General features: G+C 41.8%; 19 protein-coding genes and 1 CRISPR repeat array. Of the genes, 8 read left to right on the forward strand and 11 right to left on the reverse strand.

The window, feature by feature from the left end:
• Positions 1-9: 9 nt before the first annotated feature.
• Genes G3M65_RS00100 through G3M65_RS00120 form a run of 5 tightly spaced genes read right to left on the reverse strand, consistent with a single transcriptional unit; the run spans position 10 to position 5,166 of the window.
• Positions 10-831: a TonB family protein gene (locus G3M65_RS00100; protein ID WP_173832549.1), complete on the reverse strand. Its 822-nt coding sequence runs from the start codon at positions 829-831 to the stop codon at positions 10-12.
• Positions 828-1,205, reverse strand: coding sequence for an ExbD/TolR family protein (locus G3M65_RS00105; protein WP_173832550.1), 378 nt, complete (start codon positions 1,203-1,205; stop codon positions 828-830). Before G3M65_RS00105 ends, G3M65_RS00100 begins: the two co-directional genes overlap by 4 nt.
• Entirely contained in the window at positions 1,186-1,620 is a 435-nt protein-coding gene (gene exbB, locus G3M65_RS00110) for a TonB-system energizer ExbB (RefSeq protein ID WP_173832551.1), read from the reverse strand. Before exbB ends, G3M65_RS00105 begins: the two co-directional genes overlap by 20 nt.
• A 10-nt stretch (positions 1,621-1,630) precedes the next feature.
• The gene (locus G3M65_RS00115; protein ID WP_173832552.1) at positions 1,631-3,046 is read right to left on the reverse strand and encodes a 4Fe-4S binding protein; all 1,416 of its coding nucleotides are present in this window, start codon (positions 3,044-3,046) and stop codon (positions 1,631-1,633) included.
• An 11-nt stretch (positions 3,047-3,057) separates the two neighbouring features.
• Positions 3,058-5,166 (reverse strand): TonB-dependent receptor, encoded by a 2,109-nt coding sequence (locus tag G3M65_RS00120; RefSeq protein ID WP_173832553.1) that lies wholly within the window; start codon positions 5,164-5,166, stop codon positions 3,058-3,060.
• Positions 5,167-5,404: 238 nt separating this feature from the next.
• Between G3M65_RS00120 and G3M65_RS00125 the strand changes: the two genes are divergently transcribed.
• Entirely contained in the window at positions 5,405-6,667 is a 1,263-nt protein-coding gene (locus G3M65_RS00125; protein WP_173832554.1) for an NADP-dependent isocitrate dehydrogenase, read from the forward strand.
• Here the strand turns inward: G3M65_RS00125 and csm5 are convergent.
• Genes csm5 through cas10 form a run of 5 tightly spaced genes read right to left on the reverse strand, consistent with a single transcriptional unit; the run spans position 6,664 to position 12,242 of the window.
• The gene (gene csm5 / locus G3M65_RS00130) at positions 6,664-7,719 is read right to left on the reverse strand and encodes a type III-A CRISPR-associated RAMP protein Csm5 (protein WP_173832555.1); all 1,056 of its coding nucleotides are present in this window, start codon (positions 7,717-7,719) and stop codon (positions 6,664-6,666) included. The two genes, G3M65_RS00125 and csm5, sit on opposite strands and share 4 nt — an antisense overlap.
• A complete protein-coding gene (csm4, locus tag G3M65_RS00135; protein ID WP_173832556.1) occupies positions 7,713-8,651 on the reverse strand; it encodes a type III-A CRISPR-associated RAMP protein Csm4 in 939 nt (312 codons plus the stop codon). The genes csm5 and csm4 overlap by 7 nt, the downstream gene beginning before the upstream one ends.
• A complete protein-coding gene (gene csm3, locus G3M65_RS00140) occupies positions 8,642-9,493 on the reverse strand; it encodes a type III-A CRISPR-associated RAMP protein Csm3 (protein WP_217422975.1) in 852 nt (283 codons plus the stop codon). Before csm3 ends, csm4 begins: the two co-directional genes overlap by 10 nt.
• 14 nt (positions 9,494-9,507) lie before the next feature.
• A complete protein-coding gene (gene csm2 / locus G3M65_RS00145; protein ID WP_173832557.1) occupies positions 9,508-9,957 on the reverse strand; it encodes a type III-A CRISPR-associated protein Csm2 in 450 nt (149 codons plus the stop codon).
• Complete coding sequence (cas10, locus tag G3M65_RS00150) at positions 9,954-12,242, reverse strand: type III-A CRISPR-associated protein Cas10/Csm1 (RefSeq protein WP_173832558.1); 2,289 nt, start codon at positions 12,240-12,242, stop codon at positions 9,954-9,956. The genes csm2 and cas10 overlap by 4 nt, the downstream gene beginning before the upstream one ends.
• Before the next feature lie 91 nt (positions 12,243-12,333).
• Here cas10 and G3M65_RS00155 point away from each other — a divergent pair, with 91 nt between their 5' ends.
• The 7 genes from G3M65_RS00155 (at position 12,334) to G3M65_RS00185 (ending at position 17,194) form a co-directional block, all read left to right on the forward strand.
• Positions 12,334-12,738 (forward strand): hypothetical protein, encoded by a 405-nt coding sequence (locus G3M65_RS00155; RefSeq protein ID WP_173832535.1) that lies wholly within the window; start codon positions 12,334-12,336, stop codon positions 12,736-12,738.
• A 121-nt stretch (positions 12,739-12,859) separates the two neighbouring features.
• Positions 12,860-13,285: direct repeats of the CRISPR family, unit length 29 nt; unit sequence GTCTCCATCCCTCACGGTGGGCTTAAAAC.
• A 192-nt stretch (positions 13,286-13,477) separates the two neighbouring features.
• On the forward strand, positions 13,478-13,669 hold the full coding sequence (locus G3M65_RS00160) for a hypothetical protein (protein WP_173832559.1): 192 nt from the start codon (positions 13,478-13,480) through the stop codon (positions 13,667-13,669).
• A 130-nt stretch (positions 13,670-13,799) separates the two neighbouring features.
• The gene (gene cas6, locus G3M65_RS00165) at positions 13,800-14,525 is read left to right on the forward strand and encodes a CRISPR system precrRNA processing endoribonuclease RAMP protein Cas6 (protein WP_173832560.1); all 726 of its coding nucleotides are present in this window, start codon (positions 13,800-13,802) and stop codon (positions 14,523-14,525) included.
• 99 nt (positions 14,526-14,624) lie between these two features.
• Positions 14,625-14,861, forward strand: a complete 237-nt coding sequence (locus G3M65_RS00170; RefSeq protein WP_173832561.1) for a hypothetical protein — start codon at positions 14,625-14,627, stop codon at positions 14,859-14,861.
• 112 nt (positions 14,862-14,973) lie between these two features.
• On the forward strand, positions 14,974-15,885 hold the full coding sequence (locus G3M65_RS00175) for an RNA-guided endonuclease InsQ/TnpB family protein (RefSeq protein ID WP_173832562.1): 912 nt from the start codon (positions 14,974-14,976) through the stop codon (positions 15,883-15,885).
• A 47-nt stretch (positions 15,886-15,932) separates the two neighbouring features.
• Positions 15,933-16,418, forward strand: a complete 486-nt coding sequence (locus G3M65_RS00180) for a hypothetical protein (protein ID WP_173832563.1) — start codon at positions 15,933-15,935, stop codon at positions 16,416-16,418.
• Entirely contained in the window at positions 16,415-17,194 is a 780-nt protein-coding gene (locus G3M65_RS00185; protein ID WP_173832564.1) for a ribonuclease H family protein, read from the forward strand. Before G3M65_RS00180 ends, G3M65_RS00185 begins: the two co-directional genes overlap by 4 nt.
• Here G3M65_RS00185 and G3M65_RS00190 read toward each other — a convergent pair.
• Entirely contained in the window at positions 17,163-17,981 is an 819-nt protein-coding gene (locus tag G3M65_RS00190; protein WP_173832565.1) for a metal ABC transporter permease, read from the reverse strand. The two genes, G3M65_RS00185 and G3M65_RS00190, sit on opposite strands and share 32 nt — an antisense overlap.
• Positions 17,982-17,994 lie beyond the last annotated feature (13 nt).

Consider the following 17,994-nt stretch of genomic DNA (forward strand, 5'->3'; position numbering starts at 1 on the left):
GTTTTAATTTTACTCAAGTTTATAGTTCACTGGCAATCTTACAATAACCTCCACAGGGGGCTTTGGAAAAAGCCCAGATACCCTTCTTACCGTATCCACCGCATTTCTATCAAGCACCTCATAGCCTGAGCTTTCAAGAACCTTTATATCCTTAACAGTCCCATCGGTGCAAAGCCTTATGGAAAGCACTACTCTGCCTTCCCATCCCATCCTTCTCGCTATAGGCGGATAGCTTATGTTTTTTTGAATAATCTGAGATATAACAGATAGCTTTTCCTTGAGGTATAGTTGTCTTTGTTCCTCTACAGAGGAAGTGTGAGAAGTTTCTATTGTCTTAGAAACCCTTCCACTTCCCTCTTGGCTTATGCTGGCTTGAATTCCTGTCTCCTTAGACCCTCTTGTGCCTGCTGGCTCAGAAGCTACCGCTTGAGACTTTTCACCTTGTGCTACTGTGGATGTGGAGATTTGTTCATTAGCGGTTTTAGGCTTTTCTGTAGTTTCCTCTGCTGGCACACTCTTTATAGGCTCTGGCTCTGTGTGTTCTACTCTTGGAGTATTGGCAGGTATTTTGGGAATCTCCTGCGATGCGAACATATCTTGGGTTTTCTCTGGAGTTCTAAAGGGTTCTGCACTACCCTTAGTATCTGTCTTTGGTTGAGCGGTCTTTAGCTCTTGTATACTTTCCTCCTTTCTAAACTCCAAAAGGCTCAGGTCTATCTCCAAAGGCTTTGTGTTTTTGTATAAGTTTGTTTGCGAAAGCCATACAAAGCCTGTTAGAAAAAGGGCATGCAGTATAAAGGAAACTCCATAAGCCTTTAGTCTCTGGTTCATCTTACCTCCGTTCTGATGGAAACCCTCTCAAACTGGTATTTCTTCAAAAGCTCCAGAAGGCTTACAAGGCTTTGCAAGTTTGCGTCCTTGTCTCCTGCTATGCTTATGCGTGCGGAGGGGTCTAAGTTTTTGAGTATCTCCTCAAGCTCTTTGAGGCTTACTTCTCTGCCTTCAAAAAAGAGCCTACCCTCCTTTGTGAGAACTATCTCAACGCTCCTTACAGCCTCTTCCTGTTTTTGACTTGCCTTTGGGAGGTTTACAGGTATAGAGCCTTGCACCACAAAGGTGGCGGTGATAAGCACAATGGTAAGTAGCACTAACATAATGTCCACAAGAGGTATCACGTTCATGGAGCTAAACTCTTTCTCTTCCATTTTGCACCTCCCAAAGGGTTACTTTTTCACGCACCTTCCTCAAGAGGTAGTTATATAGCACGGAAGAAGGAATAGCTACCAAAAGACCTACAGCGGTAGCCTTCAAAGCCAAAGCCAGACCCACCATAACCTTCTGAGTATCCACAAAGCCCTCTTGACCTATGGTGTAAAAGGTTAGCATTATGCCAAGCACTGTTCCAAGAAGACCCACATAGGGAGCGTTGGAAGCGGTAGAGGCTATGATGAAAAGCCCCTTTGTAAGCTCCATCTCAAGCTCCTGCTTGCTTTTGAAGTTCTCAACTTTGAGGTTTCTGTAAAACAAAAGCCTTTCTATACCTATGCCAAAGGCTATAAAGCTAAGAAGGAGCAAAAGGGCTATTACGCCATAGTCAACTGAGAGCCTGAGCCAGTCCATGTTGATAATTTTAATGTGAATGGTGATGATAAGTTGGTGGGAAGTTTAACATTACCCATATCTGCACCGCAGAAAGTAGCAGATAGAAAACAGGCAAAGAAGATGCCAATAGGTAGGCTAAGACCCGCTTGTTAACTCCAAGAAACTTAACCCTTTGCCAGAGTATGTGTAAGCTCCAAAAGCCAGCTATGAAAGGAAATACTCTAAAGACCATTAACCAAGGCTCTCCTCTCTTTGCTAAAGGTTCAACATTTATACCAAAACCAAAAGCCTGAGAAAAGCCATTAACTATGTTGTGGTAGTATTCAATAAAGAAAAATTCAAGAACATGAGAAAGCCCACCCACTATCATAAGAGGTGCAAAGGCATAGCCTAAGGTGAGGAAAACTCTATTGTAATCAACTTTGTAAAGCCTTGATATGAGCCAAAAACTACCCAAAGAGAAGAAAAGAGCTATGGATAGTCCCATGAGCATAGCTATAAGACCGCTCATGTCTACAAACTTTGGAAGTTCAAAAAGGTTCTGAAGGTATCTACCAACCACATTCCAGGGCATATGTTCTCCTATGGCACTTCTTGAAAGTCCGTGATGGAAACGCATGGTAATAGTTATAACACCCACAAGGAGGATATAAACCCATACTTCCCATTCCTTTGGCGTTTTTATATCTTTGTAGAGTGAGCTTCCAAAGTTTCTTACTTCAAGTTTTACCGCATCACAGGCATGGGCACACTCCATACAAAGTGTGCAGTTTGCCATAGAGTTTCTTTGGTCAAACTTGGAAGGGTTTAGCTCATAAGGGCACGCAAGGGCACAGTCTGGCTTTTTACAGGTTTTACACTCCTCTTGATATGTAGAGAGCCATAAGGTGCCAACCCTTGCAAAGGATGTGTTTACTGCCCCTATTGGGCATATGTATTTGCAGTAAGCCATACCTCTAAAAAGGAAAAATAAAAGGGCTGAAAGAAGAGTGAAGGAAAGGAAAAAGAGTGCGGTTATGAAAGGACTTCTTAAAACTTGTGGAAAGGTGTAGATAACGAACCAGTAAGCTATGATATTTAAACCTATTAAGCCTATATAGGGATTTGCAAGCCATTTTGGAGGTCTCAACTTTAGACCAACTTTGCTTATGTATTTACCAACAAAGCCATGTGGGCATATCATACAGAAAACATTTCCAAGAGTGGGTAAGGTTATAACCATAAAAAAGGGCCAGAATATGCTCCAAAATACTGCGGTTGTGAATAGATTTTCCTTTGTAGGGTTTGCAAAACCGTATATTATGGCATAAATAAGCAAAAACAGCGTAAAGGCTCTGTAAAAAAATAGCATATAGCGGTTTTTGAAAAGGAAGGAAAGGACTGGGATGCCAAAAATATCCCTTTTGCTTCTTTGTGGTATAAAGTGAACTTTGCTTACCTCCATAGCACACCTCCTTAAAATTGATAGCTAACTCTTACTACAAAGGTTCTTGGTGGTGCTGGTGTATACCTTTTTCTCGCAGTAGTTGGGTTTGCGGATGCATCTTTAGTAACCTCTACCGCATACTTTTTGTCAAAGAGGTTGTCCGCATTGAAAGAAAAATCCCATCTGCCCTTTTCATAACCAAGCATAAGGTTTGTGACAAAGCTATAGCCTTCATACTTTTCCGAGTTGGCGTTATCTATGTAATAGCTACCCCAGGTATCAGATTGGATACGAAACTTAAAGCCCGAAGGGTGCTTATACATGGTATAGATTGAGTAATAATGCTGAGGAATGTATGGAAGCCTCTTCCCGCTACGGTCAAAGTTTATTGTTTGATTTCCTACTCTTATTGGCTCGTTGAAACTTTTAAACTTGTAATCCTGATAACCATAACCTACACCAAAGGTTAAGCTTTTTATAGGAGAAAGGTTTAAGTCCAATTCAAAGCCCTTCCTCTCTGTCTTTCCAGCATTTATAAACCTTGTTTGTCCATCTTCAAAGTATCTCACAACCTCATCTTTAACCGGAGAAAGGTAAATAGCCATGTCAAGGTTTAATACTCCTTTCCTTACTTTTGCACCCACTTCGTAATTTTCCACCTTGGCAAGTTTTAGGTTTGGGTTCGAAGATAGCTCACTACTGGTAGGTGTCTGATAACCTAATGCATAAGAAGCGTATAGGTTTAGACCGTCAATAAGTTTGTATAAGACACCTATCTTTGGGCTTACAGAATTGTATGTCTTTTCCCTTGAGTAGCTAAAGCAGTTCTCTATGGCTGGATTTGGACAGGTTCTGTAGTTTCCACTGGCAAAGTCATAATCAGCCCATTTATAACCAGAAATGTCAAACTTTACCCTGTCAAACCTTGCACCCACGTCAAGGACAAGCCTATTAAAGTTAAAGGATTGTTGAAAATAAAAGCCATACAGCGTTGTTTTTTGTTCCTGCCTTTCAGCAAGCTCACCAGCCCTATCTGATAGGGTTGAAACTATTCTATTATTCTGCACAAGGATATCTGCGTATTTGTAATATTTAGTCTTTTGCTCGTCGTGCCTTATTGTAAAGCCCATGGTAAGCACACCGAGAGGGTTTTTGTAATTACCTTGAAAGTCCAATCCATATATCCATGTGTCCGCATCATTTATTCTCCCAGTTACTGGGTGATAATGTGTCCAATGGTTTATCCAAAATACAGGCTTTAACTCAAGGTTTCCCACTTCTTTTGTTAGCTTAGTGTTGAAAAACCATATTTCTGAGTATCTTCCCATATGCTTCCACGGGTCTGCGGTTTGCTGAACTTCACCAGTGTTTTTAAAGGTTGTCCACTGGTCTATGTTCCTTGAGGGGTCCACCACAAGGGCACCGGGTAGCTGAAGGCTTGCCTTTGTATAACCAAAATAGGACTCAATAGTAGAACCATCAGAAAACATGTATGCAGGTTGTAGTGTTATTTGGTTTGTCCAGAACCTATTCCACGGTCTCCAGCTGTTGTCTGTCTGCCTCCTACTTGCGGAAAGGGTAAGGTAAAAGTTTTTAAAGTTTGTTGTGTAATTCATATGGGAGAAAAAGGTTCCGTAGTCACCGCCGCCTATTTTAAAAACTCCCCCCTTTCTTTCAAAGGGACTTATAGTCTGGACGCTTATCACACCACCTGCAGAGTTAACTCCCCATAAGGGATTTGGACCTTTGTTTACCTCTATAGACTTTACCAACTGCGTATCAACAAAGTCAAGCCTTGTAAGACTGTCTGGGTCTGTAATAGGAACTCCGTTAAGAAGTATCATTATCTGTCTGACGCCGTAAGGAGCCTGAAGTCCTGAACCTCTAAGAATAAGCCTTGTATCATAGCCTTGATTTCTTGATTGGATAAAAACGCCGGGTGTGCCAGAAAGTGCCTCCTGTAGGTTGAACATCTTTGTTTCCTTTATCTTCTCTTGACCCACCACTTTGACGCTTGAAGGTACCTCTTCTGTTTTTCTTTCCACCCTCGTAGCGGTAACGCTGACCTCCTCAAGCTGAAGACTTTGAGCGTAAGAAAAGCTAAAAAGCCCAAGAGTCAGGAGAATATGTCTTCTCATCAAACAACCTCCCGTAAGTTATTACTTACCACTAATATAACAAAAATTATCGTGAAAGTCAAGTGGATTTATCAAATTATTAAAAAGGGGGCGAGGCCCCAAGAGGTATGCCATCAAGGACGCACGAGGGAACCGGCGCACCACCAACGATAATATAACATAAAATTCACAGGATTTCAACATGATTTATATCATATACTTTCTGTGGTAGAATATTAAAAAACCATGAGGTGCAGGCATGAAGTGGGATAATGTTTACGCATGGGAAGGTAAGGCAAGGATACCCCAAGAGGGGCAGTTTATAAGGCTAAAAGAGGACAAGAGCCTTGAAGTTCCAGCAAACCCCATAATCCCCTACATTGAGGGTGATGGCATTGGTCCAGAGATAGCTCCCGCCATGATAGAGGTGGTAAACACTGCGGTAGAGAAGGCTTACGGTGGAAGCAGGAAGATATACTGGGTAGAGCTTTTGGCAGGAGACAAGGCGGAAGAAAAAACGGGTAAACGCATGCCAGAGGAGACCCTTGAGATACTCAAACAAGCTATAGTTTCCATAAAAGGACCTCTTGGCACGCCAGTAGGCAAGGGTGGAAAGTCCCTTAATGCGGTCCTACGTCAATCTATGGACTTTTACTCCGCTATAAGACCAGTTTACTGGCTTGGGCAACCTGCACCCATTCCTAACCCAGAAAGGGTTAACGTGGCGGTCTTTAGAGAGAACTCTGACGATGTTTATATGAGCATAGAATACATGCCAAAGGCGGAGAATACACAAAAGGTTAGGGAGTTTTTCATAAAGGAGATGGGTGTTTCTGAATATGCTCTGCCTGAGGACTGTGGAATAACAGTAAAGCCTATGAGCGAATTCAAAACAAAAAGGCATGTGAGAAAGGCTCTAAGGTGGGCTCTTGAAAACAACAAGAAGGTGGTAGCGGTGGTGGGTAAGGGCAATATAATGAAGGCTACAGAAGGTGCCTTTATGAACTGGGCTTTTGAGGTGGCAAAGGAGCCAGAGTTTGAAGGAAGGGTAATAACAGAAGGAGAGCCAAAGGATGGTCAAGTCCTATTGGTAAAGGTTATAACAGACCAGATGCTTATGCAGTTGGTCCTAAAGCCAGAAGCCTACGATGTTATAATCACACAGAACCTAAACGGGGACTATATTTCTGACCTTGCATCCGCTTTGGTGGGTGGACCTGGCTTTGTTCCCAGTGGAAATATAGGCGACGGCTATGCACTCTTTGAAAGCACGCATGGAACCGCCTACGATATTGCAGGCAAGGGCATTGCAAACCCGTTATCTCTTACACTCTCTGGTGCTATGATGCTTGAATATCTTGGATGGAAAGAGGCAAGCGAGCTCATATACAAGGCGGTCAAAAAAGCCATAGAGGACAAACTTGGCACACCAGACATAGCCAACGGTTTTAGGAAGATGGGCATAGAAGCTAAAGCACTCTCTACTATGGAGTTTGCAAGGGCTATAGCGGAAAGGATTTAAACCCTTTTTATAAGCACCCAGCCAAAGGTGAGGTTTTTGGAGCTTATCCTCCTCGTCTTTGGCTTTTCTTTTCTACTTTGTGAAACAGAAGCATCATAAACCCTTTCAAAAAGCTCAGGGTCTTCCCTTTTGAAAACCGCCATGATGGTGGTGCTAAGATAACCCTGGTGCTTTCCTATGCGTAGCAAAATACCCTCTTCCATCCTTCTTTTTACTTCCTGCAGATGTGTCCTTACCTCTGGCATATTTCTGAAAAATTCCATCTCCAAGTCCAAAACAAGACTATAAAAGCTATTAGAAAGCTCTTTGAGCCTGTCCCAACTGAGGTCCAAATACTTGTAATTTAACTTTTCAACACGTATCATCCTATCAATCAAAGACCTCTCAATGAGGAGTTTACCCTCCAGCCTTGTCCCCACCTTTATAGATTCGCAAGCGTAAAGCGATTTATCTGAACCTATCATCTTTGGCACTTCTACGCATAGGTCTCTTAGCTCAAAAAACAGGTCAGGAAAGGCTATAGCCTTAAAAAGGTCATACTTGGCATCCATATTTCCCACAGGATTAAAAAAGCTTTCTTCAAAGCCCTTACCCTTTGAGCCAAAATCTTCAAGCTCCCTCTTATTGTTAATCTTCCATAGCCTACGCCTTATACTCTCTCTCAATTCCTTATCCGCCAGCAAAAGACCACCCATATAGGCAGTCCTTAGAGCACCCTTTAACTCACTGCCGGGTATATAAGGCATGCCAAGAGACTTTATAAACAGCTCCACCTCATTAGTCTTTAGAGAACCAACTATCTCAATTCTATAGAGAGGCTTTCCCACATCAACCCCTAACTCCTTTAGCATAGAGAGGCTAAAGTCTTTGTTTTGCATTAAGATTCTAAGGTTTTGAAGGAAAGCGGGATTTTTCTCTAAAAGGTGAGCTATCAAGTGTTGATAGGGATAAACCTCAAGGAAGTTATCTTTTATCGTATACTCCCACTTGGTAATCCTTTCTCCACTTCCTATATGCACTGGGCTTAGAACTTCCAAGCTAAAGTTTAACATGGCTTTCCACCTCTCAAGTATAGAGGAAAGGCATATCCATAGTGGTAAAGGTTGTGAGAAATCTGTTTCAATTTTCCGTAGTAGCCTGAGCTGTCTCTTACCTTCATAACCGCACCAGCCTTTATAAGAGGCATGGGCTTTTTCCACAAAAGGTTTCCATGTCTTCCAAAGTAGTTTTCCACCGCAGGTCTTTTCACTTCCACCTCGTAGTAGCTTTCCTGCAGGTCAATATTCTGTGAGTAGAAAAAGTCCGAGAGGCTATAGAAATAGTCCCCTGCCTTTTCCGTATACTGTGAAAGCCACTCTGGAGTTTTTAAAAGGCTTACATTAAAAAGCCCCATGCCAGTAGACTTGTTGCCACCCAAAGGCAAGAGGTTATATATGGCAGGCAGAAGCTCCTCTGGTTTTTCCTCAAATTCCCAACGGTTTATCTTTACCAAAAGACAAAACTCCCCAGTGGCAAATATGCTCTCAAAGAAAAGTTCTCCTCCTGTGGTGGTGCTTGTGAGCCTATTTATGCTGGCATGAGGGACCAAAGCCTTTGCGAAAAAACTCTTCTCTTCTTGGAAAAGTTTCTCGTAGTCTATGGCATTCCCCATAAGAAAGTCCCTAAGGACCTCTTCAGAAACGAAGCTCAAAGACTTTAGCTTTTTATACTTTCTGTATGCAGAAAATTCCCTATTATCTAAGCTCCTTAGGTCTATCTTTAAGCCAAGGGACGCAGGCTTTGGAAAGTATAGCTTTCCTCCTTCTCTGAAAAGGAGAGAGGAAAATATAACAGGTGGAGAGCTCTTGTAGTCTTCTAAGAACCTCCTTAGCCTATCTTCTCCATACAAAAGCCTCAAGCCCCAGCAAAAGACTCCAAAGAAAGTATGACTGCTCGGTAAGGACTTAAGAAAGCCAAGAGGTTTAAAAAGAAGCGTTAGGAGCATAGCTCAAGAAGCTCTTCAACCCTTATTTCCTCAAGTTTTTTGCCTTCTATCCTCTTAGGCTCAGCCTTGCCAAGGTAAGCGGATTTGGACTTGAACTCCACATTTAGTTTTTCAAACTTTACCCTTCCAGAACCCCTTGAACCATAACCACCAAGATAGTTATACTCCAACATCCTCATGCCTTGCAAAAGCAAAGAGAGAAGGTTCTTGTCCTCTTCTTTGTATAAGTTAAGGACTATCCTACCCACAAAGACCGCACCCGCAGGCACTCTTTCCACCTTTCTGGGATTAGCCCTTGAGTTTATCCTGTTTATCTGGTTTTCTGTCTTTATCTCCGTAAATATTCCCTCACCTAACTCTTTTTGTAGCATCTCTAAGGTTTTCTTTGTTGGATAGGCATCGGAGAAAATAAGCCTTGGTGGTCCTGGTTGCTCTTGGAGAGGAAGATTTTCAAGAGTTTTGGCGTTTCCAGTACCAAAGAGTATGCATATGCTACATTTCCCACAGTCGCAGGGAGAACCTGCAGTTTTAACAACGTCTTCCCTCTTTCCCTCCTCCTTAGCCTTTCTTATCATTTCCTCCACCCTTCCGGTAGACCATTCAAGAAGACTTCTTATTTTCCCCTTTAGAGAAGAACCAGGTATATAGGGTGTGCCCTTTGGCAGGTCAGAACCATCCTCGTAAAAGTTAGGTATGCTTATGTAGGTTTTTATAACGGGATTGTCAAGACCGCCTATGTCAAAGTTTTCCTTTGAACCGCCTATCCGCAAACCAGTCAGTGCCTGTAATTCATACTCAAGGACAAGAGAACCAACAAAGTTGAAGGCAGCCATCTCAGGCATAGCAAGCCCTCCTTTTACTTCTTAGAGTAAGCTATCATAGCCATGAAAAAGTCTGTTGCCTTACGTAGGCTTTCTTTATTGAAGTTTTTGTCAAGACAGTCAAGAATGGCTTTTACCAACTCGCTGAAACTTTCATCCTCAAAAACTCTTCTATTTAGTTGATAACTATTCATAGCATAGAGTTTATATAGATGATATTTAAGCTTTGCTTCTTCCTGTTTCTCATCCCGCTGTTTTTGGGAATATTTCTCGTATATATTCCTTATTTCCATATAAAACCTTCTTAACTGAACGCTTGTTAACTTTAATTGTCGCACCAATTTTGAAGCATAACCTTCTTCTGGATGAAATATGTCTCTATCGCCTAACTTGGAAAGGTCTTCACCTAACTCCTTCAGCTTTTTTATAAAGGCTTCTACCTGCGGATCAATCTTCTTCTCTTTAACGTGTCCGCCCTGCCTCATAGGTGAACCTCCATATAATTTTTATAACCCTGTTCCCTCTCATTTTCTGACATGTTCCTCGTTTTCATTATTACATACTTTGCCAAAAAGAGAGCATTGTCCTTCAAAAGGTAATCATTGTTTTCATCTATAAAGCTTTCTATAAATTCTTTTTCGTTTTCCCATACATTTCTGCTTACTTGGTAATAGAAGAGAGGATAGAACCTCCACCATTTGTTTTTCTCTTGTTCTTTGTAGTATTTCATTAGCATGTATATGCGATAAAAAGCAGACCTACCTACGTATCCCTTTTTTATTAATCTTACCAATTTCCTGGAATTAACTAAACTATTCTTCAGCTCCTCTTTAGTAAGAAGTTCGTTCAGAATAGAGAAGTGTGGAAGTTTGTTTCTTTCTCCTCTCTCTATACGTTCGGTTTTTTCCCATTTTACTTTATCCTCTTCTTCCCTGGCAAACTCTCCTGCAAAACGCACTGGCACTTCTGGTCTGTCTATATGAAAACCCACAGAGAAGTTTAGTAACGGGTTGCAGGCGGTATAGCGGTCAAAGTCCACCTTTAGCTTCAAAATCTTTTTCACAAGCTGGTCCCAAGGTCCTATCAAGAAAAAGTCGTCTCCACCCGCATACAGGGTATATATGTCAGAGCCCTTGAGGAACTCGTTGAGATATCCAGAAAAGAAGAGGTCAAGACTTCTGCTCAAAGTGGCAAGCCTTGAGAGAGAATACTCCTTTATGGACTGGAATATGAGACCCAAAAAGTCCACATCACCCCTTGCAAAGGCTATCTTTTTGTCCCCCTTTGCCCTCTCAGCAAGAGTTTCAAAATCCAAGGTAGAGCCTTCTTCATTCTTTGGAACATAGTTGGCAAAAAAGAAAAAGCCATCCGCTCCCTTCTCAAGAAAGTCCGTATGGTTTATGAGATAAACCTCCTCAAGGTCCTCCTCTGGCTCTTCTAACAGATAAACACCCCCTATACCCTCAAGGTAAAAACCCCACCTATTTAACCACATATGCGTATCAAAGGCTATATATTTAGCCCTAGTGAGAGCGTTGCCAAGCTCAAAAAAGACCTCGCACCACTTACAGACTTCCTTTCCTTCTTCTACCATTCCCCACATGCAAGAGGGACACATACCATCCCCCTGCCCATAAGCAAGCTCTTCAAAAACTTCCATAGTTAGGCTAAACTTTCTCTTCTTTTGCAGGCTTACCCTTTCGTGTAGCCTTTTCATGGTTTCTCTAAAGCCCTCACCACTAAGACCCTCCTTGTCTGTATCAATCCAAGAAAGCACAAAGCCCAGCTTACCACCAAACTCCCTTATAAGAGCCTCTTCTACCCTCTTGGCAAAACTCCTTAGCTTGTCTTCTATGCCCTCCTCGTAGCCAAAAAGTGCCAAAAACTTCCCCCCTCCTGCGTATATAAGATTACACAGAGGATATTCCAATTCTTTTAGCAATGCCCTTGCTACAAGATGAGGAAGCACCGAAAGGAAAAAGCTCCTACCCCTTAACCTCTTTGCCACACCCTTTATATTGCTAAGAGAAAAGAGAAATTCTTGAATTCCACTTATATCACCATCCACTAACAAAAACCTTTCCTTATTTGTGGAAAGTGCACAGGCTATAGCTGAGACCATCCTTGAGTGGTCAAAAAGGGAAATATCAGGATAGTGTTTTGTGCCTCTTTCTCTGTCATAGGTAGACGCAGGGACGCACCAACAGTATTTGTAAAAGAGATGATAAACCTTTAGAAAAGCCTTGTGAAGGTCGGAAAAGTCTACCTTATTTAGCTCATTTTCAAAAGATGTATAGAGGTCTTGATACAGCTTGTTTGATTCTTCAGGAGTCCCATCCTTTGGAAATAGCACATCTTTGGTTAGCTCAAGTTTATTGAGTTCTATATAGTAGTCTTTGTCTAACTGTGAGTTAAAAAAGTCAACCTCAAGACCCAAAAAGATAGGTTTTAGCCTTTTTATGGCTTTATCGGAGATGTCTTCTTGTTCTTGACTTCTTTCTTTGCTTGAGTATATGTCCGCACCTTGGTATAGCCTTTGCTCTTGGTTCTTGGGCTTGTGATGAAAGGCAGAGTCAAGCACCATTTGGTAATCGTTCGGGCTTAGCTTGTTTTTTAATACCCTTTCTATAAACCTATAAGACAGCTCCGCATGAGCGTAGCCAAAATCTTCCTTACCTTCTGCCTTTTCCCCCGCTCTGTCTAACAGCTTGCCAACATCATGAAAAAGACCCCCAAGTGCCAACAAAACCCTATACCTGTATTTATCCATAGCTCCCCTCACTAACATTGTAATATAAAACTTCCCTTTTTGGGTTTTCTGACATCTGGTAAAATACCCCTCGTGCATTATAATTAAACCCATGAGGTCTTTGGTTTTTGTCCTTCTACTGAGTTTCTTGCTTTCTTATCCCTTAGCCAAGGAAATTTCCTTCACTCTTGAAGATAGGGATAGGATTATAAGGCTTGAGGAAAACCAGAAAGAGGGTTTTAAAGCTCTAATGCAAAGGATAGATGATACAAACAAAAGGATAGATGATATAAATAAAAGGATAGATGACACGAACAAGAGGATAGATGACATGATAAGTATTATGCTCTGGGGTTTTGGTGTTTTGTTTGCTGGTATGATGAGCCTTATAGGCTTTGTGATATGGGATAGGAGAAGTGCACTTGCTCCAGCTATTAGGAAGACAAAGGAGCTTGAGGAGAGAGAAGAAAAGATTGAAAAGGCTCTCAAAAAACTCGCAGAAAAAACCCAGAAGTAAAAGAAGCCCTAAAAGAAGCCGGCATCCTTTAGACCTATCTAAGTTATAGAAACCTTGTCTATACCTCGCTTAAAGCTCTTTATAACTTGCAACTCGGACTATTCTATCCAATTGAAACTGAGTCTCCATCCCTCACGGTGGGCTTAAAACATAACCCTTTTTTATGGCAAGTCAACAAATCTTACTATGTCTCCATCCCTCACGGTGGGCTTAAAACAGAAGAGAGAAGTAAACAAGGATGTTGCTCTGCCAGAAGTCTCCATCCCTCACGGTGGGCTTAAAACTTCGCATTGCTGTAATGTTTATATGCCCAGCAAAAAAGTCTCCATCCCTCACGGTGGGCTTAAAACTTTGGCGTTTATTAGCTCCTTGCTTAGGCGTGCCAGGTCTCCATCCCTCACGGTGGGCTTAAAACACTATATCATTGGGTTTAATGTATGCTTGTGCTTCCAGGTCTCCATCCCTCACGGTGGGCTTAAAACTCCTTGGCAAGCTCTTCTTTTAGCTCCAACTTCCTTGTCTCCATCCCTCACGGTGGGCTTAAAACCTCAAACCTACACAAAAAGAAAAGCAAGAAATATCAAGCACTTTCTTAGGGTAGCACCCCTCTCAAGTGAAGGTGGTTTGCCAGAAGTGTCAGGTCCTGCAAGGTTGAGTGTGGTATTGTCAAATTTAAACCCTTGAGAGACAAGGCTTTGAGGCATCTGTCATCAAAACATCAAAGCATTATTGCATCTTTATGCCAAAACATAAAAGCATAAGGGCATTAAAATATAAGCTACGAAAGACAAAGCTCAGAAAAGGCAAAAATCCAAGAAAAGCACCATATCTCTACCCTACCACCTTTGAGAAAACCCACAGGACAGAGAGACTAAAGGGAAAGACCGCCATAGTGGAAGTTAACAAACAGAGAGCTGTCAAAGCCTTTTAGTCAATACTACCCCCTTAACTTCAAGAGACCAAAAACCCTATTCAACTGCCAAGATGTCAAGGGAGCAAAGGCTTCCTAACCTACCTTTTGAAGATTATAACAAACTTTGGTGTAAAATGCTAATATAACTATGCCTATTAAACTGGCTCTTAGCTTTAAGGCTGAGGCAAACTTAGAGGTTTCCAATGACCTTATGCATGCCTTTGTCTTTTCCTTGTTTCCACAAGAGGTAGCAGAAAAGGTTCACAAGAGAGAGGAAAAGCCTTTTAGCCTTAGAGGTTGGAACTTTACAGAGAAGGGTTTATTGCTTAGGATTTCTCTTTTGGAAGACCAGCTTTTTCCAGCGTTGGTTAGTCATCTTTACCTTTCTAAGAATGGCTTTAGGCTAAAGGATGTGGAGCTACAGCCTGTTGTGCCAAGTGGTCTAAGAGAAGAGGAGTCCATATCTTACCAAGAACTCTTGGAGCTTGAAGCCTACGAGCATTACTCGGTGGACTTTATAAAACCTACCACCTTTAGAAGAGGTCGTTGGGATTATCCCCTTCCAGACCCACCCGCATTGTTTAGAAGTCTCTACAGAAAATGGAAGAGCCATCACCCTTTTCCTTTGGAAGAGGACAAGCTCCTACATCAGGTCTATTCTAAAGTTTACATCTTAGCACACAAAATAAGGGTTGAGACAGTGGAGCTTTCCTTTGGAAAACTTAGAGGTTTTGTGGGAAATGTGGTCTTTGGTGTCAATGACAAGGAGCTCTCAAGGTTAGTTCATGCCTTGCTTAAGTTTGGTGAGTTTTCCGGAGTTGGAAGAAAAAGTGCCATGGGTATGGGAGTTATACTCCTGCGTAAAGAAGCCTAAGAGTCTTAGCGACTAGTTTTTGAAAATATTGGCATTTGTATACAAGAATGGTAATGTATATCCTCAAGGGCTTAAGACACAAAAGCTATAATATTCCCTATGTATAAGGCTATTCAAGTCCAAAAACACTTAAACTGCCCCCTCTCAGAAAGGTTCAAGTCCACTATCCAATACCATGTGGTAGTCCCTACACTGGAAAGTTTTATTGGCAATGTCCAAGAAAGGTTCAAAGAGATAGTCCTTAGCTCAACACTTCCTGAAAAGACAAAAAGAGTTCTCCTTTATCTCAACTCCAGAAAGGAGTGGCTTATTCCAAAAAGCCCTGTGGATAGATAAAGACAGAAAAAAGTATGAGTATGAGATAGAGACAGAGGAAAGACTGCTTGCCAAAAAGGTTTTCAAGCATATTCTCAAAAGCTGGAAAAAGCCAAGTTTTAGAAGTGTTTCTATGCTTTTAGACAGTAAATGTGCCTTACTGGAAAAGCCAAAGAAAGCCAAAGCCTTTGACCTATGGATAAGGCTATCTACACATGAAAGGAGAAAGCCCATATACTTGCCTGTAGGACTTCATGAATACTTCAAAGAAAGAGGTGGAAAGCTAACAAGCATGGTTCAGATATCTGAGGATGGCACATTAAGACTTGTGAAGGAGATAGAAAGAAAAGACATAGTTTTCAGTGGAGATATAGCCCTTGACTTTGGGATGGAGTGTCTTTTTGTTTCAGACAGAGGAGACCTCTTTGGTAGAGGCTTTTATCTCAGGGTAAAAGAGTATGCAGATAGAATAGACAGAATACAGAGGGAGATGCAAAGAGCAGGTAAAAAGCCAACAGAAAGCAAGAGGTATGTAAGACTTCAAAGCAAGCTAAGTGGATATGTGAAGAGTGAAGTCAGAAGGATAATAAACAGGGTGATATACCTATACAAGCCACAAAGACTTGTGCTTGAAGACCTTAGAGGATTTTTGCAAAGGGTAATAAACAACTTTCCAAAATCAGTAAAGAGGGTGCTAATAAGGTATGGGCTTGGGGAGATAAGGAGGAAGTTAAGAGACATAAGCGAGGAATATGGCATAGAGGTAGTGTATGTAAATCCTGCCTATAGTTCACAAGCATGTAGCAACTGTGGATATGTGGACAAAGACAACAGAAGGACAAGGAGTGAGTTTGAGTGCAAGCTATGTGGCAAAAGACTTCATGCGGATGTGAACGCAAGCAGGAACCTGCTTAGCCGTGCTAAGTGGAGCTTGCATTTACGTCGTATGGAGCAAGCCCTTGTCAAGCAGGTAGAACTATTCTCACGAAACCTGTTTGATGAGCGGCATAAGTGTCTTTGGAGTAAGGCTACTCCTGTTGATTGAAAGAAATAAATACTTTCAGTCAGTCCCTAAACCTGAGGTGTGGATAAGTGTCCCTAATAGGGATATTTGTCTATGCTGAGGGATACTCTGACATTTTGAATTCCAATAAGCCTGTAAGTATAAAGACAACACCAAACTTAAAGGCGGTATGGGCGGAGTGTCCTGTTGGTTATGATGTAGGGATATTCGTTAAGGCAAGCGTCCCGGAGGCTGTATTTATAAACGCATTAGCACAGGTTTGTGCTTTTAGGAATCTTGTAGAATTTTCCAAGCAAGTTTTGGGTGAAAGCCATATTTTGAAAAGCATAGAACACAGACTTTATTACGATAAGTGTGGTGCAATCAAAAACGTCATTAAATGTTTTATATGCGGCTATATTGAAACAAAAGGGCTTAAGCCTGTGGAGAAAGGCGAAACTCTTCCATATCTTGGTGAAGTAAGGGAGAGTAGGTATATATTAGTATTAGAGTTTACTAAGCTGAAAAGCACGGAAGAGGATTGGAAGAGCTTTGTAGAGATGTTTTTGTTATGAGTAATCTGACATTGAGGCTTGAGAAGGAGGACTGGGATAGGGTAAGGGCTCTTTTGGAGGAGTTGGGTTTTAAAGGTCTACCAAAGGATTATGTGGTTTGGTATTTGACTGATGGCTCTAACCATGCAACGCTCTATTTCTCTGGCACGCTTCTTATTCAGGGTAAAAGGGCTAAAGAGGTAAAGGACCTCATACTTTCCTCTCTTGACACTCCAGAGAATGTGTCTGTAGGATGCGATGAGTCAGGGAAGGGAGATGTGTTTGGTCCTCTTGTGCTGTGCTGTGCGGTCATAAAGCCAGAGTATTACAAGAAGGTTTTGAGCCTTAATATGAGAGATTGTAAAAGGTTAAGCGATGAGGCGGTTCTCAAAAAGGCGGAAGTCTTTAGCTCCTTTGGAGAGTTTAAATGCAGGCTTGTAGAGCCTAAAGAGTTAAATGAGCTTTACGAAAGGAAGAAAAACCTCAATAGAATACTGGATGAGCTGTATGTGAGCCTTTTGGAAGAATTTCTCAAAAGGTATCCTGAGGGTAAATTTTCTGTGGATGCATACTCAAGCAGAAGTCCTTTTGACAGTAGAGTTTCTTTTATACACAAGGGGGAAGAAAACCTTGCGGTTGCAACCGCCAGCGTTCTTGCAAGGGCTGAGTTTCTAAAATGGATAGAATTAAGAGGGCTTCCCAAGGGGTCATCTCCAAAGGTCATGGACATTGCGCGCAAGCTCTACAATCAAGACAAGGAAAAGGCTAAGGAGAGCCTAAAGATTTTCTTTTTATAAATTTGCTCAAAGACACCACTGCAAAAAGGATCACCATACTCCCCACCACCGCACCGCTGGGTGGAAGGTCAAAAAGCAGGGATAAAGCTATGCCAGAGGAAATAGAAAGGAAGGAGAAGGAAACAGAAAGGAATATACCTTGCAAAAAGGAAGATGAGACCAAAAGCGAAGTCATGGCTGGTATAGATATAAAGCTGGCAGAAAGCACAAGTCCCACAGCCTTTATGGATAGAGCTACATTGGCAGAAGCTATGGCAATAAGAGAGTAGTTTAGAAGTCTAACCCTTACACCTCTGAGTCTGGCGATCTCTTCGTTAAAACTCAGAAGTAGGAGTCCACGGTAGTTCAGGGATATAAACAGAAGGCTTATAGCAAAGATAAGCACAGACAAAAGCAGGTCGTTTTCCGAAACGGTAAGCATGCTACCAAAGAGGTAAGAAAATACGTTAGTCCCAAGATTGTCTGTAATGCCAAGCACCACTATTGCCATGGCAACGCCCAAAGAAAAAAAGAGGGCAACTACTGTATCCGCAGGCAAAGACTTTTTTTCCACAAGGAATTGGATTAGAAGACCCAGAAGAACCGTATAAAGCACCGCAAAGGTTATAGGCTCAAGGTCAAGGACTATAGCAATGGCTATGCCACCGAAGGTTGCGTGAGAAAGACCCGCACCAAGCATAGAAAGCCTCTTTATGAGAAGGAAAACACCTACCATAGAGGTAGAGAGGGCTATAAAAAAGGCGGAAAGAAAGCCCTTCCAAAATAGGCTGTAAGAAAGGAAGTCCATTCCTAAATTTTAA

It is taken from the genome of Hydrogenobacter sp. T-8 (genome assembly GCF_011006175.1).
Taxonomy (GTDB): domain Bacteria; phylum Aquificota; class Aquificia; order Aquificales; family Aquificaceae; genus Pampinifervens; species Pampinifervens florentissimum.

Coding starts and splice junctions, on each gene's coding strand:
- G3M65_RS00155 (WP_173832535.1), top strand. CDS start 12,334: ATGAGGTCTTTGGTTTTTGTCCTTCTACTGAGTTTCTTGCTTTCTTAT.
- csm2 (WP_173832557.1), bottom strand. CDS start 9,957: ATGAGGCAGGGCGGACACGTTAAAGAGAAGAAGATTGATCCGCAGGTA.
- G3M65_RS00105 (WP_173832550.1), bottom strand. CDS start 1,205: ATGGAAGAGAAAGAGTTTAGCTCCATGAACGTGATACCTCTTGTGGAC.
- G3M65_RS00160 (WP_173832559.1), top strand. CDS start 13,478: ATGCCAAAACATAAAAGCATAAGGGCATTAAAATATAAGCTACGAAAG.
- cas10 (WP_173832558.1), bottom strand. CDS start 12,242: ATGGATAAATACAGGTATAGGGTTTTGTTGGCACTTGGGGGTCTTTTT.
- csm5 (WP_173832555.1), bottom strand. CDS start 7,719: ATGTTAAACTTTAGCTTGGAAGTTCTAAGCCCAGTGCATATAGGAAGT.
- csm4 (WP_173832556.1), bottom strand. CDS start 8,651: ATGCTCCTAACGCTTCTTTTTAAACCTCTTGGCTTTCTTAAGTCCTTA.
- exbB (WP_173832551.1), bottom strand. CDS start 1,620: ATGGACTGGCTCAGGCTCTCAGTTGACTATGGCGTAATAGCCCTTTTG.
- G3M65_RS00115 (WP_173832552.1), bottom strand. CDS start 3,046: ATGGAGGTAAGCAAAGTTCACTTTATACCACAAAGAAGCAAAAGGGAT.
- cas6 (WP_173832560.1), top strand. CDS start 13,800: ATGCCTATTAAACTGGCTCTTAGCTTTAAGGCTGAGGCAAACTTAGAG.
- csm3 (WP_217422975.1), bottom strand. CDS start 9,493: ATGCCTGAGATGGCTGCCTTCAACTTTGTTGGTTCTCTTGTCCTTGAG.
- G3M65_RS00175 (WP_173832562.1), top strand. CDS start 14,974: ATGCTTTTAGACAGTAAATGTGCCTTACTGGAAAAGCCAAAGAAAGCC.
- G3M65_RS00185 (WP_173832564.1), top strand. CDS start 16,415: ATGAGTAATCTGACATTGAGGCTTGAGAAGGAGGACTGGGATAGGGTA.
- G3M65_RS00125 (WP_173832554.1), top strand. CDS start 5,405: ATGAAGTGGGATAATGTTTACGCATGGGAAGGTAAGGCAAGGATACCC.
- G3M65_RS00190 (WP_173832565.1), bottom strand. CDS start 17,981: ATGGACTTCCTTTCTTACAGCCTATTTTGGAAGGGCTTTCTTTCCGCC.
- G3M65_RS00100 (WP_173832549.1), bottom strand. CDS start 831: ATGAACCAGAGACTAAAGGCTTATGGAGTTTCCTTTATACTGCATGCC.
- G3M65_RS00120 (WP_173832553.1), bottom strand. CDS start 5,166: ATGAGAAGACATATTCTCCTGACTCTTGGGCTTTTTAGCTTTTCTTAC.
- G3M65_RS00170 (WP_173832561.1), top strand. CDS start 14,625: ATGTATAAGGCTATTCAAGTCCAAAAACACTTAAACTGCCCCCTCTCA.